The following is a 20,611-nucleotide window of genomic DNA, read 5'->3' as shown; positions in this document are numbered from 1 at the left end:
TGGGAGGACGCCCATGGCGCTGTTCGCAATGATCGGATTGGACAAGGCGGGCGGGGCCGAGCTTCGCGCCGCCACCCGTCCGGAGCACCTGGCCTACCTGGCGGCGCTGGGGGACAAGGTGAAGGTCGGCGGCCCCTACATGGATGCGGATGGCGGCTCGGTCGGCTCGCTGGTCATCGTCGAGGTCGAGGATCGCGCGGCGGCGGAAGCGATCCAGCAGGCCGATCCCTACGCCAAGGCCGGCCTGTTCGCCTCCACCGAGCTTTGGCCCTGGCGGGTGGTGGTCGGCGGCCTGGCGTGAGCGCCCGGCCTGCGCTCGGGCATGTCCTCTGTCGGCTGGACGAAATCGAGGACCCGGGCGCGCGGGGATTCGTGTTCGGGGAGGGCGAGGACCGCTTCGCCGGCTTCGTGGTGCGCCGGGGCGAGACTGTCGCGGGCTATGTCGACGCCTGCCCGCATGTGGGCGTGCCCCTGGCCCTGACGGCGACCGGCTATCTGACCCGCAAGGGCGACTACATCGTCTGCTCCACCCACGGCGCCCTGTTCCAGCTCGCGGACGGCCTGTGCGTCGGAGGGCCGTGCGCCGGCCGCAGCCTGCGGTCGTGGGCGGTGGAGGTGGTGGGGGGCGAGGTGCTGGCGGCATAGGCCCTCCCCCTCGCACGGGGAGGGAGGGACCCATTGCTTTAGCAATGGGAGGGTGAGGGTGGTCGGCGGCGCCCTATCCGGAAAGCACCCCGTTTCCACCCTCACCCCGACCCTCTCCCATGCAAGGGAGAGGGGGAATCTGATCAGATCGGCTGGTAGATTTGTCCGCCGAGTTCGCGGAACTTCTCGCTCATCTCGGCCATACCAGCTTCGGCCACGTCATTCTGGCCGCGGGCGGTTTCGCGGATCTCGTGGCTGATGCGCATAGAGCAGAACTTCGGCCCGCACATGGAGCAGAAGTGCGCGGTCTTGTGCGCCTCCTTGGGCAGGGTCGCGTCGTGGAACTTGCGAGCGGTCTCCGGATCGAGGCCGAGGTTGAACTGATCCTCCCAGCGGAACTCGAAACGAGCGCGGCTCAGCGCGTCGTCCCAGGCGCGGGCGGCCGGGTGGCCCTTGGCCAGGTCGGCGGCGTGAGCGGCGATCTTGTAGGCGATCACGCCGTCCTTCACGTCCTGCTTGTCCGGCAGGCCCAGGTGCTCCTTGGGCGTGACGTAGCAGAGCATGGCGGTGCCGAACCAGCCGATCATGGCGGCCCCGATGGCCGAGGTGATGTGGTCGTAGCCGGGCGCGATGTCGGTGGTCAGCGGCCCGAGCGTGTAGAAGGGGGCCTCGTGGCAGACCTTCAGCTGCTTATCCATGTTGGCCTTGATCTTGTGCATCGGCACGTGGCCGGGGCCTTCGATCATGGTCTGGACGCCGTGCTTCCAGGCCACCTGGGTCAGCTCGCCCAGGGTTTCCAACTCGGCGAACTGGGCCGCGTCGTTGGCGTCGGCGATGGAGCCCGGACGCAGGCCGTCGCCGAGCGAGAACGACACGTCGTAGGCGCGCATGATCTCGCAGATGTCTTCGAACCGCTCGTAGAGGAAGTTCTCGCGGTGATGGGCCAGGCACCACTGGGCCATGATCGAGCCGCCGCGCGAGACGATGCCGGTCACCCGCTTTGCGGTCAGGGGAATGTACGGGAGACGAACGCCGGCGTGGATGGTGAAGTAGTCCACCCCCTGTTCGGCCTGTTCGATCAGGGTGTCGCGGTACACCTCCCAGGTCAGGTCCTCGGCCACGCCGTCGACCTTCTCCAGCGCCTGGTAGATCGGCACGGTGCCGATGGGCGCCGGGCTGTTGCGCACGATCCATTCGCGGATGTTGTGGATGTTGCGGCCGGTGGACAGGTCCATGACGTTGTCCGCGCCCCAGCGGATGGCGAACACCATCTTCTCCACCTCCTCCGAGACGGTGGAGGTGACGGCCGAGTTGCCGATGTTGGCGTTGATCTTGACCAGGAAGTTGCGGCCGATCGCCATCGGCTCAAGTTCGCCGTGGTTGATGTTGGCCGGGATGATGGCGCGGCCGCGGGCGACCTCGTCGCGCACGAATTCGGGCGTCACGTGCATCGGCAGTTCGGCGCCGAAGGGATCGCCGTCCTGGATCAGGTCCTTGATGGTTTCGCGGCGCAGGTTCTCGCGGATGGCGACGAATTCCATCTCCGGCGTGATCAGGCCGCGGCGGGCGTATTCCATCTGGGTGACGCAGGCGCCGCCCTTGGCGCGGAGAATACGCGGCTTGTGGGGAAATTCGGGGACCAGGTAGCTGGCCGACACATTGCCGTTGTCCTCGGGCTTCACCGCGCGGGCCTCGACGACCTCGACGTCGCCGCGCGCCATCACCCAGGCGTCGCGTGGGCGAGCCAGGCCCTTCTCGATGTCCACGTCGGCGTCGGGATCGGTGTAGGGACCCGAGGCGTCGTAGATAGTGATCGGCGGCTCGTCGGCGCTCGGATGCACCGCAACTTCGCGAAACGGCACGCGCAGGTCGGGATATAGCTTGCCGGGCTCGTAGACCTTGCGGGAGCCGGGGATCTCGCCGGTGGCGACCTGGCCGGCGGGAAGGATGCGGGGCGTAGGGGCGTTCATGGGCGGCCTTCCGTAGCTCGGATCGGCTGACCTGGAATCGGACGGGAAAAGGGGATCGCGGGCATGTCCTGCCCTTGTTCCCTCCCTTCGCCGGCATGACCCGGATCAGGTTCGGCGGATCGCGGGCTTACCCGCCTCTCAGCCGCTCCGATGCGGCCCTCCGGTGAACGGGGGACACACTACGGCAGGCGTGGCCCGCGTCAAGCTCGGCCGGGATCACGATGCGACGCATCGTGAGCTGCGCAGGACGGAGGCGGATGACTTCAGGCCCTCTAGTCGTCGGGCGCGCGACGTTCTATCAGCGTTTCATGGAAGCTCGTCCGGGTCCCATGAACGTGGTCGTCCCCCCCAGCGGGCAAGGTCCGAATCCGTCGAGCCCGTCGGGGCGTCGCAGCCTGTATCCAGAGAACGAGCCCTTCGAAGCCGGCTGGATCGACACCGGTAGCGCGCACGAGGTCTATTTCGAGACCTGCGGCGCGCGCGACGGCAAGCCCTGCGTGATCCTGCACGGCGGCCCGGGCGGGGCGATCAACCCGACCATGCGGCGGTTCTTCGACCCGTCGCGCTGGCGCATGACCCTGTTCGACCAGCGCGGGTGCGGCCAGTCGCGGCCCAATGCGCTGCTGGACGGCAACACCACCTGGGACCTGATCGCCGACATCGAGCGGCTGCGCGAGCGGGCGGGCGTGGACAAGTGGACGGTGTTCGGCGGTTCCTGGGGCTCGACCCTGGCGCTCGCCTATGCCGTCACCCACCCCGAGCGGGTGTCGGGCCTGATCCTGCGCGGCGTGTTCCTGGTGACGAGGCGCGAGCTGGCCTGGTTCTATCAGGACGGGGCTTCCATGCTGTTCCCCGACGCCTGGGAGCGGTTCCTGGCCCCGATCCCCGAGGACGAGCGCGCCGACCTGCTCGGCGCCTATTACCGGCGGCTGACCGATCCCGACATCAAGGTGCAGCGCCCGGCGGCGGTGGCCTGGAGCCGCTGGGAGGGCGACACCATCTCGATCCGGGGTCCCGAGGCGCGCCCGGCCAAGTTCAATGAGCAGGATTTCGCCACCGCCTTCGCCCGCATCGAGTGCCACTACTTCAAGCACGGCGGTTTCTTCGAACACGACGGCTGGCTGCTGGACCAGGTCGACCGTGTCCGCCACATCCCCACCTGGATCGTGCAGGGCCGCTTCGACGTGGTGACCCCGCTGGAAACGGCCTGGAAGCTGAAGGCGGCCTGGCCCGAAACCCATTTCGAGGTGATCTGGGACGCTGGTCACGCCTCCACCGAGCCCGGCACCATCAACGCCCTGGTCCGCGCCACCGACGGGGCTTTCGCGGTCTGACCAAGGACCAAACGGGTTGACGGCCTGGCGCCCGCCTGACTACCAGCAGGGCGCTGAGATCAAGGACCTCCCATGCCCAAGCTCGTCATGATCCGCCACGGCCAGAGCGCCTGGAACCTGGAGAACCGCTTCACCGGCTGGGTGGACGTGGACCTGAGCGACCAGGGCGTGGCCGAGGCGGAACGGGCGGCCGAGCTGGTCCAGGCGGCCGGGATCGAATTCGACCGCGCCTACACCTCCGTGCTCACCCGCGCGATCCGCACCTGCGAACTGACCCTGCGCCTGTCCGGCCAGATCTGGGTTCCGGTGATCAAGGACTGGCGGCTGAATGAGCGCCATTACGGCGGACTGACGGGGCTCAACAAGGCCGAGACCGCCGAGAAGCACGGCGAGGCGCAGGTGATGATCTGGCGCCGCTCCTACGACATCCCGCCGCCGCCGCTGGCGGCTGGCGGCGAGTACGACTTCCACGCCGACCGCCGCTATGCCGGCGTGGCCATCCCCGACACCGAGAGCCTGAAGACCACGTTGGAGCGCACCCTGCCGTATTGGGAGGCGGAGATCGCGCCCAAGCTCAAGGCCGGCCAGACCCTGCTGGTCGCCGCCCACGGCAACTCGCTGCGCGCCATCGCCAAGCACCTGTTCTCCGTGCCCGACGACAAGATCGTCGGCGTGGAGATCCCTACCGGCAACCCGCTGCTGATCGAACTGGACGGGGCGCTGAAGCCGACCGCCGCACGTTACCTGGACGAGGCGCGCGCGACCAAGCTGCCTCCGATCTGACTTCCTTCCCCCTCGAAGGGGGAAGGGCGGGGTTGGGGGTGAGTGCAGGTCGTATCGGGGAGGGCGAACGAGGCGGTGCGGCTTCCCCGAGCTTTCCGAAAGCGTAGCGGCCACACCTTACCCCGACCCTCTCCCTTCGAGGGAGAGGGGGAATATTTTAGCGCCTACCCTTCAGCGATTGCAGCGCCCGTTCGTGGGTGTAGGCGGCGATATCGGACAGGGCGGCGTCGGCGGCGGTGCGGATGCGTTCGAACAGCATCAGCCGGGCGCCCAGCTCGGTGTCGGGCGTCGCTTCCGCCGCGCCGCAGACCTCGGCCAGGGCGAAGGCCCCGACGCCCAGGGCCGAGCCCTTCAAGGTGTGCGCCGCATCGCGCCAGCCTTGCGGCGGCCCGTTTGGGTCCAACAGTCGCAGCCACATGGAAAGCTGCTCGCGGAACAGGCCCAGCACCTCTTCGACCAGGGCGCTGTCGCCGGCCGCATAGTTTTCCAGATAGGCGAAATCCACCGCCCCGGTGATGTCGCGTCGCGCCATGGCCCTCAGTCCGCGTAGAGCTTCAGGGCGTCCAGGCACAAGGCCAGGCCGGTGGCGTCGGCCAGGGGGTCGGGCGTGACGATGATGTAGAAGCGCCGCGCCTCCGCCCACAGCATCAGGTTCTCGGGCAACTCCAGATCTTCGATCTCGCTGCCGTCCGGATCGCGCCAGACGCCAGCGCCGTCGACCTCCGCGCCCAGTATGGCCTCGACCCGGCCGAGGTATTCGGCCTCCGCTTCGTCCTCCACGTTCATGTAGGCGAACACGGGTTTGCCCAACGCCGAGGCGAAGCCCATTTCGAACGCCGCCGCCGGCTGGCAATTCGGCCCACGCCAGGGCGTCAGGTTGGCGACCACCGCGTCCGCGCCGCGCAGAGCCTGTAGCGCATCGGTGTAGAGCACCCGCGCCTGGAGCTCGCCCGCACGGCCCGCGCTCCCATCCTCGGGCGTCGGTTTGCGCGGCCCGACTGCGGTCAGGCCCACCGCCTCGCACATCTCGCGCTTGCGGTGATAGAGCGCCTCGCCATCGGGCAGGAAGAGGTCGGGACCGGAGAGGTAGATCGAATTGAAGCGCCGCATGACGCGGCACGAAGCGCGTCCCCGCCGCCGCCGTCAAGCTTCCGTCGGCAACCCCGCCAATCTCTTCAGCGCCACCCACTGGGCGTCGGGGTCGAGGGCGTCGATGCGGGGCCAGTCGGGGGTCTGGTTGCGAATCCAGGTGGATTGGCGCTTGGCGTAACGGCGGGTCTCCTGCTGAGCCAGGGCTAGGGCCTGCGCCAGCGTCAGGCCGCCGGCCAGGTGGGCGGCCATCTCGCGCACGCCCAGGGTCTTCATGGCCGGAAGCGTCGGGTCGAGCCCGCGCGCGGCCAGGGCCTGGACCTCGGCCAGGGCGTCGTGTTCGACCATCGCCGCGAGGCGGGCGTCGCATCGGGCGTAGAGGGCGGCGCGGGGCGGTTCCAGCGCCACGGCGCGCCAGCTCCCCTCGGCCAGGGTCGGCGTGGTCGAGCTCTGCCAGGCGTTCAGGGGGACGCCGGTGGCGGTCGCCACTTCGAAGGCGCGCAGCAAGCGCTGGCGGTCGCCGGATTCGATCCGCGCCGCCGCGTGCGGATCGCGCTCGGCCAGGGCCTGGCGGAAGGCGGCTTCACCCATTCGCTCGTAGTCCGCCCGCGCCGCCGTGCGCACGGCCTCGGGGACGGACGGGATGTCGGCCAAGCCCTTGGTCAGGGCCTGGAAGTAGAGCCCTGTGCCCCCGGTCACCACCGCGATCCGGCCCCGCGCGGCGATGTCGTCCAGCACGTGTCTTGCGGCCGTCAGCCAGCGCCCGACCGACCAGGTCTCGGCCGCATCGGCCACGCCGTACAGGTGGTGGGGCGCCTGGGCTTCGTCGGCGGGGGAGGGTCGTGCGGTCAAGGTGCGCAGGTCGGCGTAGAGCTGCATGGAATCGGCATTGACCACCTCGCCGCCCAAGGCCTGGGCCAGGCGCAGCGCCAGGGCGGACTTGCCGCTTGCGGTGGGGCCGGCGATCAGCCAGACGCTCGGCTCCATGCTGTTCGCCATAACCTTCGTCAGTCCCGATCCCATGGCCGCCGCGCTGGCGGCCGATCGCCTTTGCGAGGCCGTGACCTCCCAGGGCCTCGAGGTCAAGTCGCGCGGATTGCTGGGCCCAGGGGCCGAGGACGTGCTGGCCGAGGCGATGACCCTCGAACCCTTGCACCGCGTGGCCGCCGAGGCCGTGGCCGGCGTGGCGGTGGACGTCTGCGTCCAACCCTGGTTCGACCGGCGCAAGCGGCTGTTCCTGGCCGACATGGATTCCACCATGATCGGCTGCGAGTGCATCGATGAGCTGGCCGACTATGCCGGCGTGAAGGCCGAGGTCTCCGCCGTCACCGAGCGGGCCATGCGCGGCGAGATCGATTTCGAGAGCGCGCTGCGCCAACGGGTGGTGACGCTGAAGGGCCTGCCGGAAACGGTGCTGGCGCAATGCTACGAGGAGCGGGTGCGGCTGAACCCCGGCGCGCGGACCCTGGTGCGGACGATGGCCGTGCATGGAACGCGCTGCGTGCTGGTGTCCGGCGGGTTCGACGCCTTCACCGCGCGGGTGGCGGTCGCCGCCGGCTTCGCCGAGCACGCCGCCAACCGGCTGATCGTGCGCGATGGCGCACTGACCGGCGAGGTCGGCGAGCCGATCCTGGGCCGCGAGGCCAAGCTGGAGGCCCTATTGCGCCATCGCGCCGAACTCGGGCTGTCCGAGGCCGAAACCCTGGCGGTGGGCGACGGCGCCAACGACCTCGCCATGATCGAGGCGGCCGCGCTCGGCGTCGCCTACCGCGCCAAGCCCGTGGTGGCCGAGCGCGCCGACGCCCGGCTGGACCACGCCGACCTTACGGCCCTGCTGTACTTCCAGGGATATGCGGCGGCGGCTTTCGTGGTGGATTGAGGCGGCGCCTACCGCCCTTCCGGGCCCTTGGCGAAATCGCGCAGGAAGGCGTTGTCCGGCGACAGGATCAGGGTCGTGTCGCCTTGGGCCAGGGTGTTCTGGTAGGCCTCCATCTCGCGGAAATAGCGAGCGAAGGCGGGGTCGCGGCCGTAGGCTTCCCCCAGCACGGCGACACGTTGGGCGTCGCCTTCGCCCCGAATCCTCTGCGTCTGGCCTTGCGCGTCGCCGCGGATCGAGGCGACCTGCCGCTCGGCGTCGCCGATGATCTCCGCCTTGCGCTGGACGCCGTCGGCCCGGATCTGGGCGGCCTGTTGCTCGCCGCTCGCGCGCATCCGGCGATAGACGGCCTCGGCGTCGGCGGCCGGCAACTCCACATGACGCAGGCGCACGTCGAGGACCTCGATCCCAAGCCGGGCGAGAGCGGCCTGCCGGCGCAGGTCGTCCAGCGTCGCGACCAGTTCGTCCGGCCGCCCATGCGAGATGTCGCTCGCTGAAGCCGAGCCGAGCGTACGCTTCAGGCTGGCGGTCAACAGGGCCTCCATCCGTTCTTCGGCGACGCGCCGATGGCCGAGCGCGAGGTAGAACCTTTCGGGATCGTGGATGCGATAGTGGGCGAAGGCGTCCACCGTCAGCCGGCCGCCGTCGGCGCCGATAATTTCCGTCTGATTGGTCTCCACCGTCCGGCTGCGGGTGTCGAACCGCGCGGCCGTCTCGATCAGCGGCCATTGCAGATAGAGCCCCGGCGCGGTTTGAACCCTGACCGGGCGGCCGAAACGCAGCACGACCGCCTGCTGGCTCTGGCGCACCATGTGGACCGGGTTCAGCGCCACAGCGCCCGCCACGACTGCGATTGCGATCGCGACGATCGAACGCGCCTTCATCGCGCCGCTCCATCGGTGCGGGGGGGCTGACCTGCGCCCTGACTGGGGGAAACGCCTTGGCCCTGGCCCTGGGGCGCGGGCCCCGCCGGGTGCGCGACCGGGCCCTGCGAGGCGTCGGGCGTGGGGTGGGGCTTGAACAGCTCTGGGGGCAAGGCGACCGTGCTGTGCTCCCGGCCGTCGACCACCACCTTGTTGCTGGCGCGCAGCACGTGCTCCATCGTCTCGATGTAGATGCGCTGGCGGGTGACGGCGGGGGCCCGGCGGTACTGGGCGTCGATCAGGGCGAAGCGGTCGGCCTCGCCCCTGGCTTCGGCCTCCACCTGGTCGCGATAGCCCTGCGCCCCCTGGATCGCGCGGGCGGCCTCCGCCTTGGCGTCGCCGACCACCCGGTTGCGATAGACCTCGGCCTCGCTCACCGCCGCCTCGGCGTCCTGGCGGGCGGCGACGACGTCGCGAAACGCCGGCGCCGACGGCAGCGGCGGTTGGGCGTCGCGCACCTGCACGCCGACGATGGATACGCCCGCGCCGTCGCGGTCCAGCATGGCCTGCATCAGGGTCGCCGCGCGCGCCTGCACCTGGCTACGACCGCCGCCGAGAATGTCCTGGAGCGGGGTCTGGCCGACCGCCTCGCGCATGGCGCTTTCCGCCGCCATCTTCACCGCTGCATCCGGGTCGGCGATGCGGAACAGGTATCTGGGAACATCCGCCACGCGCCATTCCACGGCGTAGCCGACATCCACGATGTTCCCATCGCGGGTCAGCAACTGGTTCTCGCTGGGCGTCTCTTCGCCGCCGGAGCCGCCCACATCGAGACGGTTGACGGCGGAGACCGAGACCGTGCGCACGGTCTCGATGGGATAGGGCAGGTGATAGTTCAGGCCGGGTCCGGTCTGACCGACATAGGCGCCGAAACGCATGACCGCCGCCTGTTCGCCGGGTTGCACCTCGTAGAGGCCCGTCAGCGCCCAGATGGCCACGCCGGCGGCGATCGCAGTCCCCACGATCCTCGGGTTGAGCTTTTGCGCCTTGCCTCGGTCGAGCGCCCATCCCAGGCGGGCTTTCAGCAAGCGGGAAAGGTCGTCCAGGTCGGGTCCGCGCGGCGGCGGTGAATTGGTCTTCGGCGGTTTTACACGGGACGTCTCGGGCGGCCGCTCGCGCAGGCGTGGCGCGTCGCCCCAGGGATCGCCGCCTTCGCCGCCCGTCTTGGGCGTGTCCGCTCCGGATCGCCCACCCCCCTTTTTCGGGTCCGGCCGGTCCTGATCGCCGCCGGAAGGCGGGTTCCAGGGGCCGGGATCGCTGTTGTCGTTCCAGGGCATGGGGCTGCGCGAGGTCTCCGCCGCGGCTGGCGAACCCGATCAGGCCTTGATCTATCGTCCGCCCGTCAGGATATGAAGCGCCCCTAGGATCAGCGCAAGTCATGACCTCCAACGACACCAACCCCGTTCCCGACCGCGACCAGGTGCTGGCCGCCCTCGATCATGTCCGCGACCCCAAGTCCGGGCGAGGCTTGGCCGAGGCTGGGCTGGTGCAGGGGCTGGTGATCGCGCCCGGCCGCGCCGGCTTCATGCTGGAGGCGCCGGCGGATCAGGTGGAGCTTTACGCGTCCCTGCGCGACGCGGCGGAAAAGGTGCTGCTGGGCGTGGCCGGCGTGGAACGGGCCCAGGTGGTGCTGACCACCCAGGACGCCCCCGGCGCGCCGCCCACAGCCGACGCCTATCGAGTGGAGAGCCGTGCTCGCGGTGGTCTGCCCGACGCCGCCAAGGCCGTCCCCCCGTCCGGCGGCCATGGTCATGCCCACAAGCCCGCCCCGCGCCCTCAGCCCGTTCCCTTCGTCAAGCGGGTGGTGGCGGTGGCTTCCGGCAAGGGGGGCGTGGGCAAATCCACCGTTGCGGTGAACCTGGCCGTGGCGCTGGCGCGCGGCGGGCTGAGGGTCGGGCTGATGGACGCCGACATCTACGGCCCCTCGGTGCCGCGCATGCTGGGGCTGAAGGCCCAACCCAAGATCAACGCCGACAAGAAGATGATCCCGCTGGAGGCCTTCGGGCTGAAGACGGTGTCGATCGGCTTCATCGTCGACGAGGGTTCGCCGATGATCTGGCGCGGACCGATGGCGTCCTCGGCTATCACCCAGTTCATCACCGACGTGGTGTGGGGCGAGCCGGGCGATGAACTCGACGTGCTGGTGGTCGACATGCCGCCGGGCACGGGCGACGTCCAGTTGACCATGGCCCAGAAGGTCAAGGTCGACGGGGCGGTGATCGTCTCCACCCCGCAGGAGGTCGCGCTGATCGACGTGCGGCGCGGGGCGGGCATGTTCCGCAAGACCGACGTGCCGATCCTGGGCGTGGTCGAGAACATGGCCTACTTCCCGGATCCCGCCACCGGCGCGCCCATCCCCATCTTCGGCCGCGGCGGCGCAAAGGCGGTGGCGGTGGAGTTGGGCGTGCCGTTCCTGGGCGAGGTGCGCATCGACATGGCGCTACGCGAAGCCTGCGACGCCGGCCGCCCGCTGGTCGAGGCCGATCCGACCGGGGAGGTGGCCGGCGTGTTCGCCGCCATCGCCGAGCAGGTGGCGCGGGCGATCGGATACTAAACCCCTCTCCCCTTGCGGGAGAGGGAGGGGCCCAGCTTTGCTGGGAGGATGAGGGGGCGCGCTGCGGTATCCGCGGCCGACGTTCGTCGACCCCTCAACCTTCCCACACGTCTATCGACGCGCGGGCCCCTTCCTTCTCCCGCAAGGGGAGAAGGAGCGCCTTATCCCCCCGCTCCGTGCCGGAAGCTCTCCACCAGGCTGCCGCAGACCAGCCGCCAGCCGTCGACCAGCACGAAGAAAATCAGCTTGAACGGCAGCGACACCGTCACCGGCGGCAGCATCATCATGCCCATGCTGATCAGCACGCTGGCCACCACCAGGTCGATCACCAGGAACGGGATGAACAGCAGGAAGCCGATCTGGAAGGCGCGCTTCAGCTCCGAGATCATGTAGGCCGGCGTCACCACGGTCAGCGGCGTGGCCTGGGCGTTGGCGGGCTTGGGGATGCGCGACAAGCGGATGAACAGGCCGAGGTCGTCGCGATCCACCTGGCTCAGCATGAAGCTCTTGACCGGCCCGGTGCTAGCCTGGAACGCCTGGGGCAGCTCCATGGTGTGGTTCAGCAGCGGCTTGATCCCGGCGTTGTAGGACTGGGTGAAGGTCGGCCCCATGATGATGGCCGTGAGGAACAGGGCGAGGCTCACCATCACCGAGTTGGGCGGGCTCTGCTGCAGGCCCAGCGCCTGGCGCAGCAGGCTCAGCACCACGATGATGCGTACGAACGAGGTGGTCATCATCACGATCGACGGCGCCAGCGACAGCACCGTCATCAACCCGACCAGTTGCACCACCCGGTCGGTCAGGCCGCCGCCCGAGCCGAGGTCCAGGTTGATCGCCTGGGCGGCCGCCAGGGTGGGGCTGATCAGGGTCGCGAGCGTGGCGATCAGGGCCAGGCCGGCGGCGCGACGGGCGTCGGATGCTTGCGGCAGGGCGAAGTGGGCGGCCAGGGCCTTCAGGAAGCGCTTCACGCCGCACGCTCCGACGCGCGGCCGGCGGGGGTGGGCTCCAACACCTGGCCCTCGCCCAGCAGCACCAGCCGCTCCTGCGTGTCGACCCGCACCAGCAGCAACCGCCGGCTGGGGTCCAGTTGCAGGCTCTCCACGATCGCCAGGCGGCGGTCGGTCGAGGGCCGCATGGAGGCGAACAGGTTCTTCGGGCCCCAGCGCCGCGCGGCCCAGACGCCCATGCCGAACAGGCCGAGCGTCGCCGCCAGTGCGAACACCGCTTTCAGCAACAGAAACATGCGCCGCTCCGCCTACGGGACCCCGTGTCCGCACGCAGGCAATCTGGCGGGCCGGCGTTAAACCCGAGTTAACCACGATGGGGAGGGTTAACCGGTAAAGGCGCTTGGAAACCCCCTGTTAACCATGGACCCGGCAAATTCGACCCAGGTGGGGCCGTTCCTGCTGGGAGGATGCGATGAGTTTGGACTCCATTCCCCTGATGCAGATCATCAAGGGCAAGCTCGACTACACCAACCAGCGTGAGCGGGTGATTTCCGAGAACGTGGCCAACGCCGATACGCCCGGCTTCGCGCCCCGCGATCTCAAGCCGTTCACGGTCGAGGCGGCGATGACGCCCCACGCCCGTCCGGCGGGTCTGGATCGGACCAACGTCCAGCATCTGACGGGAACGCTCATCGGCGGCGGCGACCCCTACACCGCCAAGGAAGCGCCGGACTCCGAGACGCGACTGGACGGCAACCAGGTGGTGCTCGAGGAGCAGATGTCGAAGATGACCCAGTCGCGGATCGATTACGAGGCGGCGGTGGATTTCTACCAGCAGTCGATGAACCTCATCTCCACCGCGGCCAAAGAGCCGGGCAAGTAGGGGCGCGCTGATCCATGGCCAGTAGCCTGATCTCCAATTCCGACGCGGCGGTCTCCATCGCCAATTCCGCGCTGCGCGCCCAGCAGCAGCGGATGCGGGTGATCGCGGAGAATATCGCCAACTCCGATTCCACCGCCACCACGCCCGGCGGCGATCCCTACCAGCGGCAGGTGCCGGTGTTCGAACCCCACACCACCGACGACGGGGGCCAGGGCGTGCGGATGGCGGGGATACGGGCGGACACCGCCGCCTTCCACAGCGAGTACAATCCCAGCGCGCCGGGGGCCGACGCCAAGGGCTATCTGAAGACCTCCAACGTCGATCCCCTGACCGAGGCCATGGACCTGAAGGAGGCCCAGCGGGCCTATGAGTCCAACCTCAATGTCATCCAGGCGATGAACAGCATCGAGATGCGCACGCTGGACATCATCAAGAAGTGAGGTTTTAGGCGATGGTCTCCCCCCTCGTCGCCGCCAAGGCGTACGCCGCAGTCCAGAACCAGGGCTCCAAACCGGGCGGCGCGGCGAACGATATCGCCCCCGACTTCGGCCAGCTCGTCACCAACGCGATGAACGACGTGGTCTCCACCTCGCGCACGGCGGAAAAGCAGATGGTGGCCCAGACCCAGGGCAAGGCCGATATCGTCGACGTCGTCACCGCCGTCTCCTCCGCCCAGAGCAGCCTGGAGACCATGCTGGCCGTGCGCGACCAGGTGATCCAGGCCTACCAGTCCGTCATGAACATGCCGATCTGATTCAACATTTCAGCATTGCAAAGCGCCGTGATCCACAGCCGTGCTAGGCCTGCGCGTGTTGTGGGTTTTTTGCTGCGCTCCGGTTGAGCGGCCGCGTGGCGCAGGGGGCGTTATGATCAGCAGAGGTGCTTGGATGGGCTCGGCCGCCCTGGTGGTCGCAGCGGCGGGACTCTGGCCAGCGTGCGCGCTCGCCGAGACCGCCGTGGAGGCCCCCGTGCTCAAGGTCGGAGACCACTGGGTCTATAAGGAGACCACCGAGCGCGGGGCGGCTTACCGCGAGGAGCTGGTGGACGTCGTCGTGGACCGTATCGCCGGTAAATACGTCGAGATTTCCACTAAGCAGCCCGACTCCCCCGCGCCGGCCCTGGATCGACTCGTGCCCGCCGACTGGAGCCGCGAGCGAAGCGTCAATGGCAAGCTCACGATCGTGAACCGCCCGCTGAATTTCCCCCTACAGGAAGGCAAGCGGTGGACGGTGGAATACACCGAATTGAATCCCGCCCGCCTGGTCAAAAGCGAGCATCTGCACGTGGATTACACCGTGGGCGGTTGGGAGGATATCCAGACGCCGGCGGGCGTGTTCCGGGCGCTCAAGATCGAGGCGGAAGGGGACTGGACCAAGGAGACCGCCCCGGCGGTCGTCTCCGGAGGCGTGGCGGAGGCCGACGCCTCCGGCGCGGGCAGTTCGGCGCAGAGCCGCAGGCTACCGTCCCAGACTGGGAGCGGGCGAATCTATAAGGTCTTCTGGTACGTGCCGGAAATTAAACGCTTCGCGAAGGTTACCGAGGAGATTTTCAATTCCTCGGGCGTGCGCTCGGAGCGCACCACCGGCACGCTTCAGTCGTTCAAGCCCGCGACCTGAACGGGGTCTGATCTTCGCCGAACCGGCGGCGTGCTTTCCGCCCCTAAATCCCCACCAGCCGCAGGAACTCCTGGCGGGTGCGGGGGTCGTCGCGCACCGCGCCGATCAGGTGGCTGGTCACCAGCGCGGCGCCGGGCGAATTGACCCCGCGCAGCGTCATGCAGGAGTGGGTGCCTTCCAGCACCACGCCCACGCCCTTGGGCTTGAGCACCTCGTCGATGGCGCGGGCGATCTCAGCGGTCATCTTCTCCTGAATCTGCAGGCGGCGGCCGTAGCCGTTGACCACCCGCGCCAGCTTGGAGATGCCGACCACCCGGTCGTTGGGCAGGTAGGCCACGTGCGCCTTGCCGATCACCGGCAGCATGTGGTGCTCGCAGAAGCTGACGAACCGGATATCCTTCAGCAGCACCAGCTGGTCGTAGCCGCCCACCTCCTCGAAGGTGCGCTCCAGATAGGCGCGGGGATCGGCGTCGTAGCCGGCGAACAGCTCGCGGTAGGAGCGCGTCACCCGCGCCGGCGTCTCCAGCAGGCCTTCGCGGTCGGGGTCGTCGCCGGCCCAGCGAAGCAGGGTCCGCACCGCCGCCTCCGCCTCCTGCGCGCTCGGGCGGCCGTGGGGCGAGGGTGGGTTTCGGGGGGGCATCTCGCCGTCGACGGTGTCGTGGTCTTCGTCGATCGGCTGGCGAGGGGTCATTCGGCGGCTTTCGGATGGCGTTGCGTCGCTTTGGACCGAAGCCGGGTCGCTCGGCAAGTCCTGCCGAGAGATGGGTAGAAGGCGCCGAGCTGTACAGGCTTCGTTAACCTTAACCGCCGAGGGTCGCTCCGTGCGGTCGATGGACGGTCGCCTCAGTATCGGAGCGAAGGACCATGAACGGGTCGGAAGTCCTGGACATCGGCCGCGACGCCATCTGGCTGGTGATCCAGCTCGCAGCCCCGATCCTGCTGGTGGGCCTGGTCGTCGGCGTGACGATCGGCCTGCTCCAGGCCCTGACCCAGGTGCAGGAGCAGACCCTGGTGTTCGCCCCCAAGATCCTGGCCGTGTTCCTGGCGCTGCTGGTCTTCCTGCCTTTGATGGGGGGGCTGATGGGCGGCTTCATGCGCGAGATCGCCGCCCGCATCGCAGGGATGTAGGCGGCCTGCGGTGGAGCATTACGCCCTTCCGGCCCAGGTCTTCGGCGCGGGCCTGGTGTTCGCGCGGGTCAGCTCGTTCATGATGCTGATGCCGGGGGTGGGTGAGACCGCGATCCCAACGCGTATCCGCCTGGCCTTCGCCTTCCTGTTGTCGCTGACCCTGTATCCGCTGGTGCGCACTGCTTTACCGGCTGAGCCCGATAGCCTGGGCGGCCTGTTCAGCGTGATCGCGCTGGAGATCGGCATCGGGCTTGGTCTGGGCGCCCTGCTGCGGATGTTCCTGGGCGCGCTGGCGGTGGCGGGGGAGGTGATCTCGCTACAGACCACGCTCGCCATGTCCCAGACCACCAATCCGCTGCAGGCTCAGCCCAGCGCCACCATCGGCGCCTTCCTGTCCCTGGTCGGGCTGACCCTGGTGTTCACCACCAACCTGCACCAGCTGTTCATCGCCGGCCTGGTGCAGTCCTACCACCTGTTCCCGGTCGGCAAGGGCGCGCCGGCGCATGATTTCGCGTTGCTGGCGATCGAGACCTTCGGGCGCACCTTTTCGCTCGGCGTACAACTCGCGGCGCCGGTGATCGTGTTCGCCATGGTGTTCAACGTCGCCCTGGGCATGGTCGCGCGGATCATGCCGCAGTTCCAGGTGTTCGCCGCCGCCACGCCGCTGATCCTGATTCTCGGCCTGTCGGTGTTCGCGCTCAGCGTGGGGGCCATCGGCCTGGTCTGGCTGGACCGGGTTCAGGCCTTCGCCGAACGGCTGATCTGACCCGCCATGTCGGACACCCAGGACAAGGGCTCCAAGACAGAAGCCCCCACAGGCCGCCGTATCCAGAAGGCCCGCGAGGACGGCCAGGTCCCCAAGTCGCCGGAGGCCGCGTCCTTCCTGGCGCTGGCGGCGGCCTGCACGGTGGTGCTGATCGCCGGCGGCGGCATCGCCCGCCAGGTGGCGGTGAACATCCTGCCCTTCATCGCCCACCCCGACGCCATCGACCTTTCGGCCAACGGGGCGGTCGGCGTGTTCCGGGCCGCCATCGGCGCGGCGGCCCCAGTGGCGGTGGTGCTGGCCGCGGCGGCGGCGGCGGGCGTCGCCGGCCACATGGTCCAGCAGGGCTTCCTGTTTTCGCCCAAGAGCATCGCCCCCGACTTCTCCAAGATCGGTATAGGCGGCGGACTGAAGCGGCTGGTGGGCGTGGACAACCTGCTCAACTTCGCCAAGAGCCTGGTCAAGCTGGTGGCGATGGCCGCGGTCGTGTGGGCCCAGCTCAAGCCCCACGCCCACGATGTCGGCGGATTGGCCTGGATCGAACCTGCGAGCGTGTTGCCCTTCGCCGCCAACATCCTGCGGGCGGTGACGGTGGCGGCGCTGATCGTCTTCGGGCTCACCGCCGGGCTCGACGTCTTCCTGCAGCGCTATCGCTTCACCGAGCGGTTGAAGATGAGCCGCGAGGAGATCAAGCAGGAGAACAAGGACACCGAGGGTGATCCCTACATCAAGGCCAAGATTCGCCAGATGCGCATGCAGCGGGCCAAGACCCGGATGATGGCCAACGTGCCCAAGGCCACGCTGGTGATCATGAACCCGACCCACTACGCGGTGGCGCTCCGCTACGTCCAGGGCGAGACGGCGGCGCCCATCTGCGTCGCCAAGGGGGTGGACGAGGTCGCTCTGAAGATCCGCGAGGTCGCCGAGGCGCACCAGGTGGCGGTGATCGAGGACGCTCCCCTTGCGCGGGCGCTCTACGCCACGATCGACCTCGACGAGACCATCCCCCGCGAGCACTATGAGGCCGTCGCCAAGATCGTCGGCTTCGTGATGGGCAAGGGCCGCCGCAGGGCGCGTCCCGTTCGCCCGTCGGGAAGAGGGGCGGCGCCGGTGAAGGTCAGCAGCCCGGGCATGCGATGAGATCGAACACATGAATGCTTTCGTCTCCCGTATCGGCCAGGGCCGTCGCCGGGTCGATCCGTTGTCCGTGGTCGCCGCCGGTTTCTTCGTGCTGGCGATCGTGGCGGCGGCCTATCCGGCGTTCAAGGCGGGGCCGGCGACCGGACCCGGCCTGCTGCTGCTGATCGGTCTGGCGGGGGTGGCGTTCGCGGGCATCTACGCCTTCGCCAGCAGCGAGCCGCGCCGGGCCATGGCCACCGACGAGGGCCTGCACGCCCTGGTGGACGCGCTGACGGAGCCTGCCGCCGTGACCTCGGCGGCGGGGCGGCTGGTCAGCTTCAACGCCGCCTGGCGCGACGAGGCCGGCGTGATCCGCCGGCTGGATCGGGAGGGCGAAGCCGGTAAGGCCATGTACGCCGCCCTGGCCGCCGCCCGCCGCACGGGATCGGCCGAGGCCCGCCTGGGTCCCGACCCCGGCCAGCCCGTGACCATCTCCAGGCTCGGCGACGACAAGCTGCTGCTGCGTCTGGTGCGCGAGGAGGCCGCCGCCGAATGGCTGCCGGTGGAGCGGCTTGCGGCGGACGTACCCACGCTTTCCCCCGCCGCGCGCGCAGGCGGCTCGCCCATGGTGGTGGCGCTGGACGCCTTCGCCGCCGCTGCGCCCTTCGGCGCGGCCCTGTTGGACGGCGGGGATCCTTTCGAGGCCACGGTGATCGAGGCCAACGAGGCGATGGAGGGGCTCACCGCCGGCGCCGCCAAGCCGGGCGCGCGCTTTGTGGACCTTCTGGACACGGCGTCGCGCAACGAGGCGCGCGCACGTCTGGCCGCCCGGGGCGGCGGGCCGGTCGAGGTGCGTCTGGCGCACACGGCGGTCGGGGCCGCGCCCAAGATCGCCCACCTCTATGTCACCCAGGCCGAGGATCGGGTGGTGGCCTACCTGCTCGACGTGTCGGAGCAGAAGCAACTCGAACTGCAGCTCGGCCAGTCGCAGAAGATGCAGGCGATCGGCCAGCTCGCCGGCGGGGTCGCCCACGACTTCAACAACCTGCTCACCGCCATCCAGCTGCGCCTGGACGAGCTGCTACACCGCCATCCGGTGGGCGATCCCTCCTACGAGGGTCTGAACGAGATCCGCCAGACCGGGGTGCGGGCCGCCGATCTTGTGCGCAAGCTGCTGGCCTTCTCGCGCAAGCAGACCGTGCAGCGCGAGACCCTGGAGCTGGGCGAACTGATCAGCGAGTTCGAGGTGCTGCTGCGCCGCCTATTGCGCGAGGACGTGATCCTGTCCACCGACTACGGGCGCGACCTGCCCCTGGTGCGGGCGGACAAGAGCCAGCTCGAGACCGCAGTCATGAATCTGGCGGTGAACGCCCGCGACGCCCTGCGCTCGCACGGGACCAACGACGGGGGCATCGGCACGGTCAGCATCCGCACCGCCCGGCTCGACCAGGTCGGCGCCCGCGCGCTGGGCTTCCCCACCGCGCCGCCGGAAGGCTGCGCGCTGATCGAGGTGGCCGACAATGGGCCGGGCATCCCGCCCGAGGCCATGACCAAGATCTTCGAGCCCTTCTTCACCACCAAGCCGGTGGGCGAGGGCACGGGGCTGGGCCTCGCCACCGTCTACGGCATCGTCAAGCAGGCGGACGGCTGGATTCACGTGGACACCGCGCCGGGCAAGGGCGCCGCCTTCCGCATCTTCCTGCCGATCCACGTCCCCTCCGCGACCGCGCCCAAGCCGGTCGCCCCGCCGCCCAAGCCTGTCGCCCGCGATCTCTCCGGCGCCGGCCGCATCCTGTTTGTCGAGGACGAGGACGCGGTGCGTGTGGTCGCCGCCCGCCTGCTGCGCGCGCGCGGCTACGAGGTGATCGAGGCCGCCGACGGCGAGGAGGCGCTGGAACTGGCCGAGCAGCACGCCGGCGAGATCGACCTGTTGATCTCGGATGTGATCATGCCGGGCCTGGACGGGCCGACCCTGCTCAAGAAGGCGCGGCACTTCCTGGGCGACGCGCCCGTGATGTTCATCTCCGGCTACGCCGAGGCGGAGTTCTCCGACCTGCTGGAGGGCGAGAGCGGCGTCACCTTCCTGCCCAAGCCCATCGACATCAAGACCCTGGCCGAACGGGTGAAGCAGATCCTCCAGGGGGGATGAGAGGCGTCCCCTCTCCCCTTGTGGGAGAGGGAGGGGCCCATTGCATAGGCAATGGGAGGGTGAGGGGTCGACGGACGTTCGCCGTTGATATCGCAGCACGACCCCTCAACCTTCCCACGCGTCTATCGACACGCGGGCCCCTTCCTTCTCCCGCAAGGGGAGAAGGAGCAATCAGCCCTTGGCGGCCTTGTCGGACAGCTCGTTGATCTTCTTGACCAGGGCCTTGGGGCCGCCGCTCTGCAGGGTGGCGGCGTAGTCGGAGCGTTGCTGGCTGAGCTGGCTGATCGCGCCGTTGAAGTAAACGTCGATCACCTTCCACTCGCCGCCCGAGTCGCGCATCCGATAGGTCAGGTCCACGTCGCTGCCGTCCGAGCTCACCAGCTTGGTATGGACCAGCTTGTCGGGACCGCGGGTGTCCACCGTCCCCACCACCAGTTTCTGGCCGTGATAGCTGTCGAAATTCTTCGCCCAGGTGGACACGCTGTAGCGGGTGAAGGCGGTCAGCAGCGCCGACTGGTCGGCCGGCGCCATGGTCGTCCAGCCCGGGCCGACCGCAAAGCGGATCATCACCGGTAGGTTGAAGGTGCCGGTCACCGCCGGCTCCAGCTTGCGGTAGCGGCCCTGGAAGCCCAGCGAACGGCCGCCCTTCATCGCGTCCAGCAGGGTGTGGTCGAAGCTTTCGATCTGCTGGGCGGCCGGGTCGGAGGCCTGGGCGTAGACCGGGAGCGCCGGCGCGGCGAAGGCGGCGACGGAGGCCAGGGCGAAGAGGGCGGACTTCGACGGGTGCATTCGTAGGGTCCTGGACTAGCCGTTAGGACGGCGTTCGCATCGG

General features: G+C 69.1%; 24 protein-coding genes and 1 riboswitch. Of the genes, 14 read left to right on the top strand and 10 right to left on the bottom strand.

Annotation, left to right across the window (positions count from 1 at the left end):
• The first annotated feature begins 13 nt into the window (after nucleotides 1-13).
• Both GSQ87_RS14080 and GSQ87_RS14075 read left to right on the top strand, forming a co-directional pair.
• A complete protein-coding gene (locus GSQ87_RS14080) occupies nucleotides 14-301 on the top strand; it encodes a YciI family protein (RefSeq protein ID WP_158916021.1) in 288 nt (95 codons plus the stop codon).
• Complete coding sequence (locus tag GSQ87_RS14075) at nucleotides 298-645, top strand: Rieske 2Fe-2S domain-containing protein (RefSeq protein ID WP_158916020.1); 348 nt, start codon at nucleotides 298-300, stop codon at nucleotides 643-645. The genes GSQ87_RS14080 and GSQ87_RS14075 overlap by 4 nt, the downstream gene beginning before the upstream one ends.
• Before the next feature lie 143 nt (nucleotides 646-788).
• On the opposite strand, the gene thiC is transcribed toward GSQ87_RS14075, so the two are convergent.
• Complete coding sequence (thiC, locus tag GSQ87_RS14070) at nucleotides 789-2,615, bottom strand: phosphomethylpyrimidine synthase ThiC (protein WP_158916019.1); 1,827 nt, start codon at nucleotides 2,613-2,615, stop codon at nucleotides 789-791.
• A gap of 65 nt (nucleotides 2,616-2,680) precedes the next feature.
• Nucleotides 2,681-2,788: riboswitch (TPP riboswitch) on the bottom strand.
• A gap of 156 nt (nucleotides 2,789-2,944) precedes the next feature.
• Here thiC and pip point away from each other — a divergent pair.
• Complete coding sequence (gene pip / locus GSQ87_RS14065; RefSeq protein ID WP_158916018.1) at nucleotides 2,945-3,949, top strand: prolyl aminopeptidase; 1,005 nt, start codon at nucleotides 2,945-2,947, stop codon at nucleotides 3,947-3,949.
• A gap of 72 nt (nucleotides 3,950-4,021) precedes the next feature.
• Nucleotides 4,022-4,732, top strand: coding sequence for a 2,3-diphosphoglycerate-dependent phosphoglycerate mutase (gpmA, locus tag GSQ87_RS14060; protein WP_158916017.1), 711 nt, complete (start codon nucleotides 4,022-4,024; stop codon nucleotides 4,730-4,732).
• A gap of 157 nt (nucleotides 4,733-4,889) precedes the next feature.
• Here the strand turns inward: gpmA and GSQ87_RS14055 are convergent, their stop codons facing one another.
• Genes GSQ87_RS14055 through miaA form a run of 3 tightly spaced genes read right to left on the bottom strand, consistent with a single transcriptional unit; the run spans nucleotide 4,890 to nucleotide 6,808 of the window.
• Nucleotides 4,890-5,264 (bottom strand): Hpt domain-containing protein, encoded by a 375-nt coding sequence (locus tag GSQ87_RS14055; protein WP_158916016.1) that lies wholly within the window; start codon nucleotides 5,262-5,264, stop codon nucleotides 4,890-4,892.
• Nucleotides 5,265-5,269: 5 nt separating this feature from the next.
• Nucleotides 5,270-5,842: a nucleoside 2-deoxyribosyltransferase gene (locus GSQ87_RS14050; RefSeq protein ID WP_158916015.1), complete on the bottom strand. Its 573-nt coding sequence runs from the start codon at nucleotides 5,840-5,842 to the stop codon at nucleotides 5,270-5,272.
• Nucleotides 5,843-5,875: 33 nt separating this feature from the next.
• Entirely contained in the window at nucleotides 5,876-6,808 is a 933-nt protein-coding gene (gene miaA, locus GSQ87_RS14045) for a tRNA (adenosine(37)-N6)-dimethylallyltransferase MiaA (RefSeq protein ID WP_158916014.1), read from the bottom strand.
• On the opposite strand from miaA, the gene serB reads away from it, so the two are divergent.
• On the top strand, nucleotides 6,807-7,700 hold the full coding sequence (serB, locus tag GSQ87_RS14040; RefSeq protein WP_216839317.1) for a phosphoserine phosphatase SerB: 894 nt from the start codon (nucleotides 6,807-6,809) through the stop codon (nucleotides 7,698-7,700). The two genes, miaA and serB, sit on opposite strands and share 2 nt — an antisense overlap.
• Nucleotides 7,701-7,708: 8 nt before the next feature.
• Here the strand turns inward: serB and hflC are convergent, their stop codons facing one another.
• The gene (gene hflC / locus GSQ87_RS14035) at nucleotides 7,709-8,581 is read right to left on the bottom strand and encodes a protease modulator HflC (protein WP_158916012.1); all 873 of its coding nucleotides are present in this window, start codon (nucleotides 8,579-8,581) and stop codon (nucleotides 7,709-7,711) included.
• Nucleotides 8,578-9,897, bottom strand: coding sequence for an FtsH protease activity modulator HflK (gene hflK, locus GSQ87_RS14030; RefSeq protein ID WP_158916011.1), 1,320 nt, complete (start codon nucleotides 9,895-9,897; stop codon nucleotides 8,578-8,580). The genes hflC and hflK overlap by 4 nt, the downstream gene beginning before the upstream one ends.
• Nucleotides 9,898-9,998: 101 nt before the next feature.
• Between hflK and GSQ87_RS14025 the strand changes: the two genes are divergently transcribed.
• A complete protein-coding gene (locus tag GSQ87_RS14025) occupies nucleotides 9,999-11,174 on the top strand; it encodes an Mrp/NBP35 family ATP-binding protein (protein ID WP_158916010.1) in 1,176 nt (391 codons plus the stop codon).
• Nucleotides 11,175-11,335: 161 nt separating this feature from the next.
• Here GSQ87_RS14025 and fliP read toward each other — a convergent pair whose 3' ends face one another.
• Nucleotides 11,336-12,130, bottom strand: a complete 795-nt coding sequence (gene fliP / locus GSQ87_RS14020) for a flagellar type III secretion system pore protein FliP (RefSeq protein ID WP_158917685.1) — start codon at nucleotides 12,128-12,130, stop codon at nucleotides 11,336-11,338.
• An 8-nt stretch (nucleotides 12,131-12,138) separates the two neighbouring features.
• The gene (locus GSQ87_RS14015; RefSeq protein ID WP_158916009.1) at nucleotides 12,139-12,417 is read right to left on the bottom strand and encodes a flagellar biosynthetic protein FliO; all 279 of its coding nucleotides are present in this window, start codon (nucleotides 12,415-12,417) and stop codon (nucleotides 12,139-12,141) included.
• 176 nt (nucleotides 12,418-12,593) lie between these two features.
• On the opposite strand from GSQ87_RS14015, the gene GSQ87_RS14010 reads away from it, so the two are divergent.
• The 4 genes from GSQ87_RS14010 (at nucleotide 12,594) to GSQ87_RS13995 (ending at nucleotide 14,620) form a co-directional block, all read left to right on the top strand.
• Nucleotides 12,594-13,004, top strand: coding sequence for a flagellar biosynthesis protein FlgB (locus tag GSQ87_RS14010; protein ID WP_158916008.1), 411 nt, complete (start codon nucleotides 12,594-12,596; stop codon nucleotides 13,002-13,004).
• 14 nt (nucleotides 13,005-13,018) lie between these two features.
• On the top strand, nucleotides 13,019-13,444 hold the full coding sequence (flgC, locus tag GSQ87_RS14005; RefSeq protein ID WP_158916007.1) for a flagellar basal body rod protein FlgC: 426 nt from the start codon (nucleotides 13,019-13,021) through the stop codon (nucleotides 13,442-13,444).
• 11 nt (nucleotides 13,445-13,455) lie between these two features.
• Nucleotides 13,456-13,758, top strand: coding sequence for a flagellar hook-basal body complex protein FliE (locus GSQ87_RS14000; RefSeq protein ID WP_158916006.1), 303 nt, complete (start codon nucleotides 13,456-13,458; stop codon nucleotides 13,756-13,758).
• Nucleotides 13,759-13,891: 133 nt separating this feature from the next.
• Nucleotides 13,892-14,620: a hypothetical protein gene (locus GSQ87_RS13995; RefSeq protein ID WP_158916005.1), complete on the top strand. Its 729-nt coding sequence runs from the start codon at nucleotides 13,892-13,894 to the stop codon at nucleotides 14,618-14,620.
• Between the two features lie 43 nt (nucleotides 14,621-14,663).
• Here GSQ87_RS13995 and folE read toward each other — a convergent pair whose 3' ends face one another.
• The gene (gene folE / locus GSQ87_RS13990; RefSeq protein ID WP_158917683.1) at nucleotides 14,664-15,260 is read right to left on the bottom strand and encodes a GTP cyclohydrolase I FolE; all 597 of its coding nucleotides are present in this window, start codon (nucleotides 15,258-15,260) and stop codon (nucleotides 14,664-14,666) included.
• 224 nt (nucleotides 15,261-15,484) lie between these two features.
• Between folE and fliQ the strand changes: the two genes are divergently transcribed.
• From fliQ to cckA, 4 genes are read left to right on the top strand one after another with little or no spacing between them, the layout of a single operon-like run.
• Complete coding sequence (gene fliQ / locus GSQ87_RS13985) at nucleotides 15,485-15,748, top strand: flagellar biosynthesis protein FliQ (RefSeq protein WP_158916004.1); 264 nt, start codon at nucleotides 15,485-15,487, stop codon at nucleotides 15,746-15,748.
• Nucleotides 15,749-15,758: 10 nt separating this feature from the next.
• Nucleotides 15,759-16,514 (top strand): flagellar biosynthetic protein FliR, encoded by a 756-nt coding sequence (gene fliR / locus GSQ87_RS13980; protein ID WP_158916003.1) that lies wholly within the window; start codon nucleotides 15,759-15,761, stop codon nucleotides 16,512-16,514.
• Nucleotides 16,515-16,520: 6 nt separating this feature from the next.
• Nucleotides 16,521-17,651 (top strand): flagellar biosynthesis protein FlhB, encoded by a 1,131-nt coding sequence (flhB, locus tag GSQ87_RS13975; RefSeq protein WP_158916002.1) that lies wholly within the window; start codon nucleotides 16,521-16,523, stop codon nucleotides 17,649-17,651.
• Nucleotides 17,652-17,661: 10 nt separating this feature from the next.
• Nucleotides 17,662-19,779, top strand: a complete 2,118-nt coding sequence (gene cckA, locus GSQ87_RS13970) for a cell cycle histidine kinase CckA (RefSeq protein WP_158916001.1) — start codon at nucleotides 17,662-17,664, stop codon at nucleotides 19,777-19,779.
• A 171-nt stretch (nucleotides 19,780-19,950) separates the two neighbouring features.
• Here the strand turns inward: cckA and GSQ87_RS13965 are convergent, their stop codons facing one another.
• Entirely contained in the window at nucleotides 19,951-20,568 is a 618-nt protein-coding gene (locus GSQ87_RS13965) for an ABC transporter substrate-binding protein (protein WP_158916000.1), read from the bottom strand.
• Between the last annotated feature and the right edge of the window lie 43 nt (nucleotides 20,569-20,611).

The sequence above is a fragment of the Caulobacter sp. S45 genome (assembly GCF_009765965.1).
In the GTDB taxonomy this organism is placed as follows: domain Bacteria; phylum Pseudomonadota; class Alphaproteobacteria; order Caulobacterales; family Caulobacteraceae; genus CAHJWH01.
This window is presented reverse-complemented; position numbering and strand designations above follow the sequence as displayed.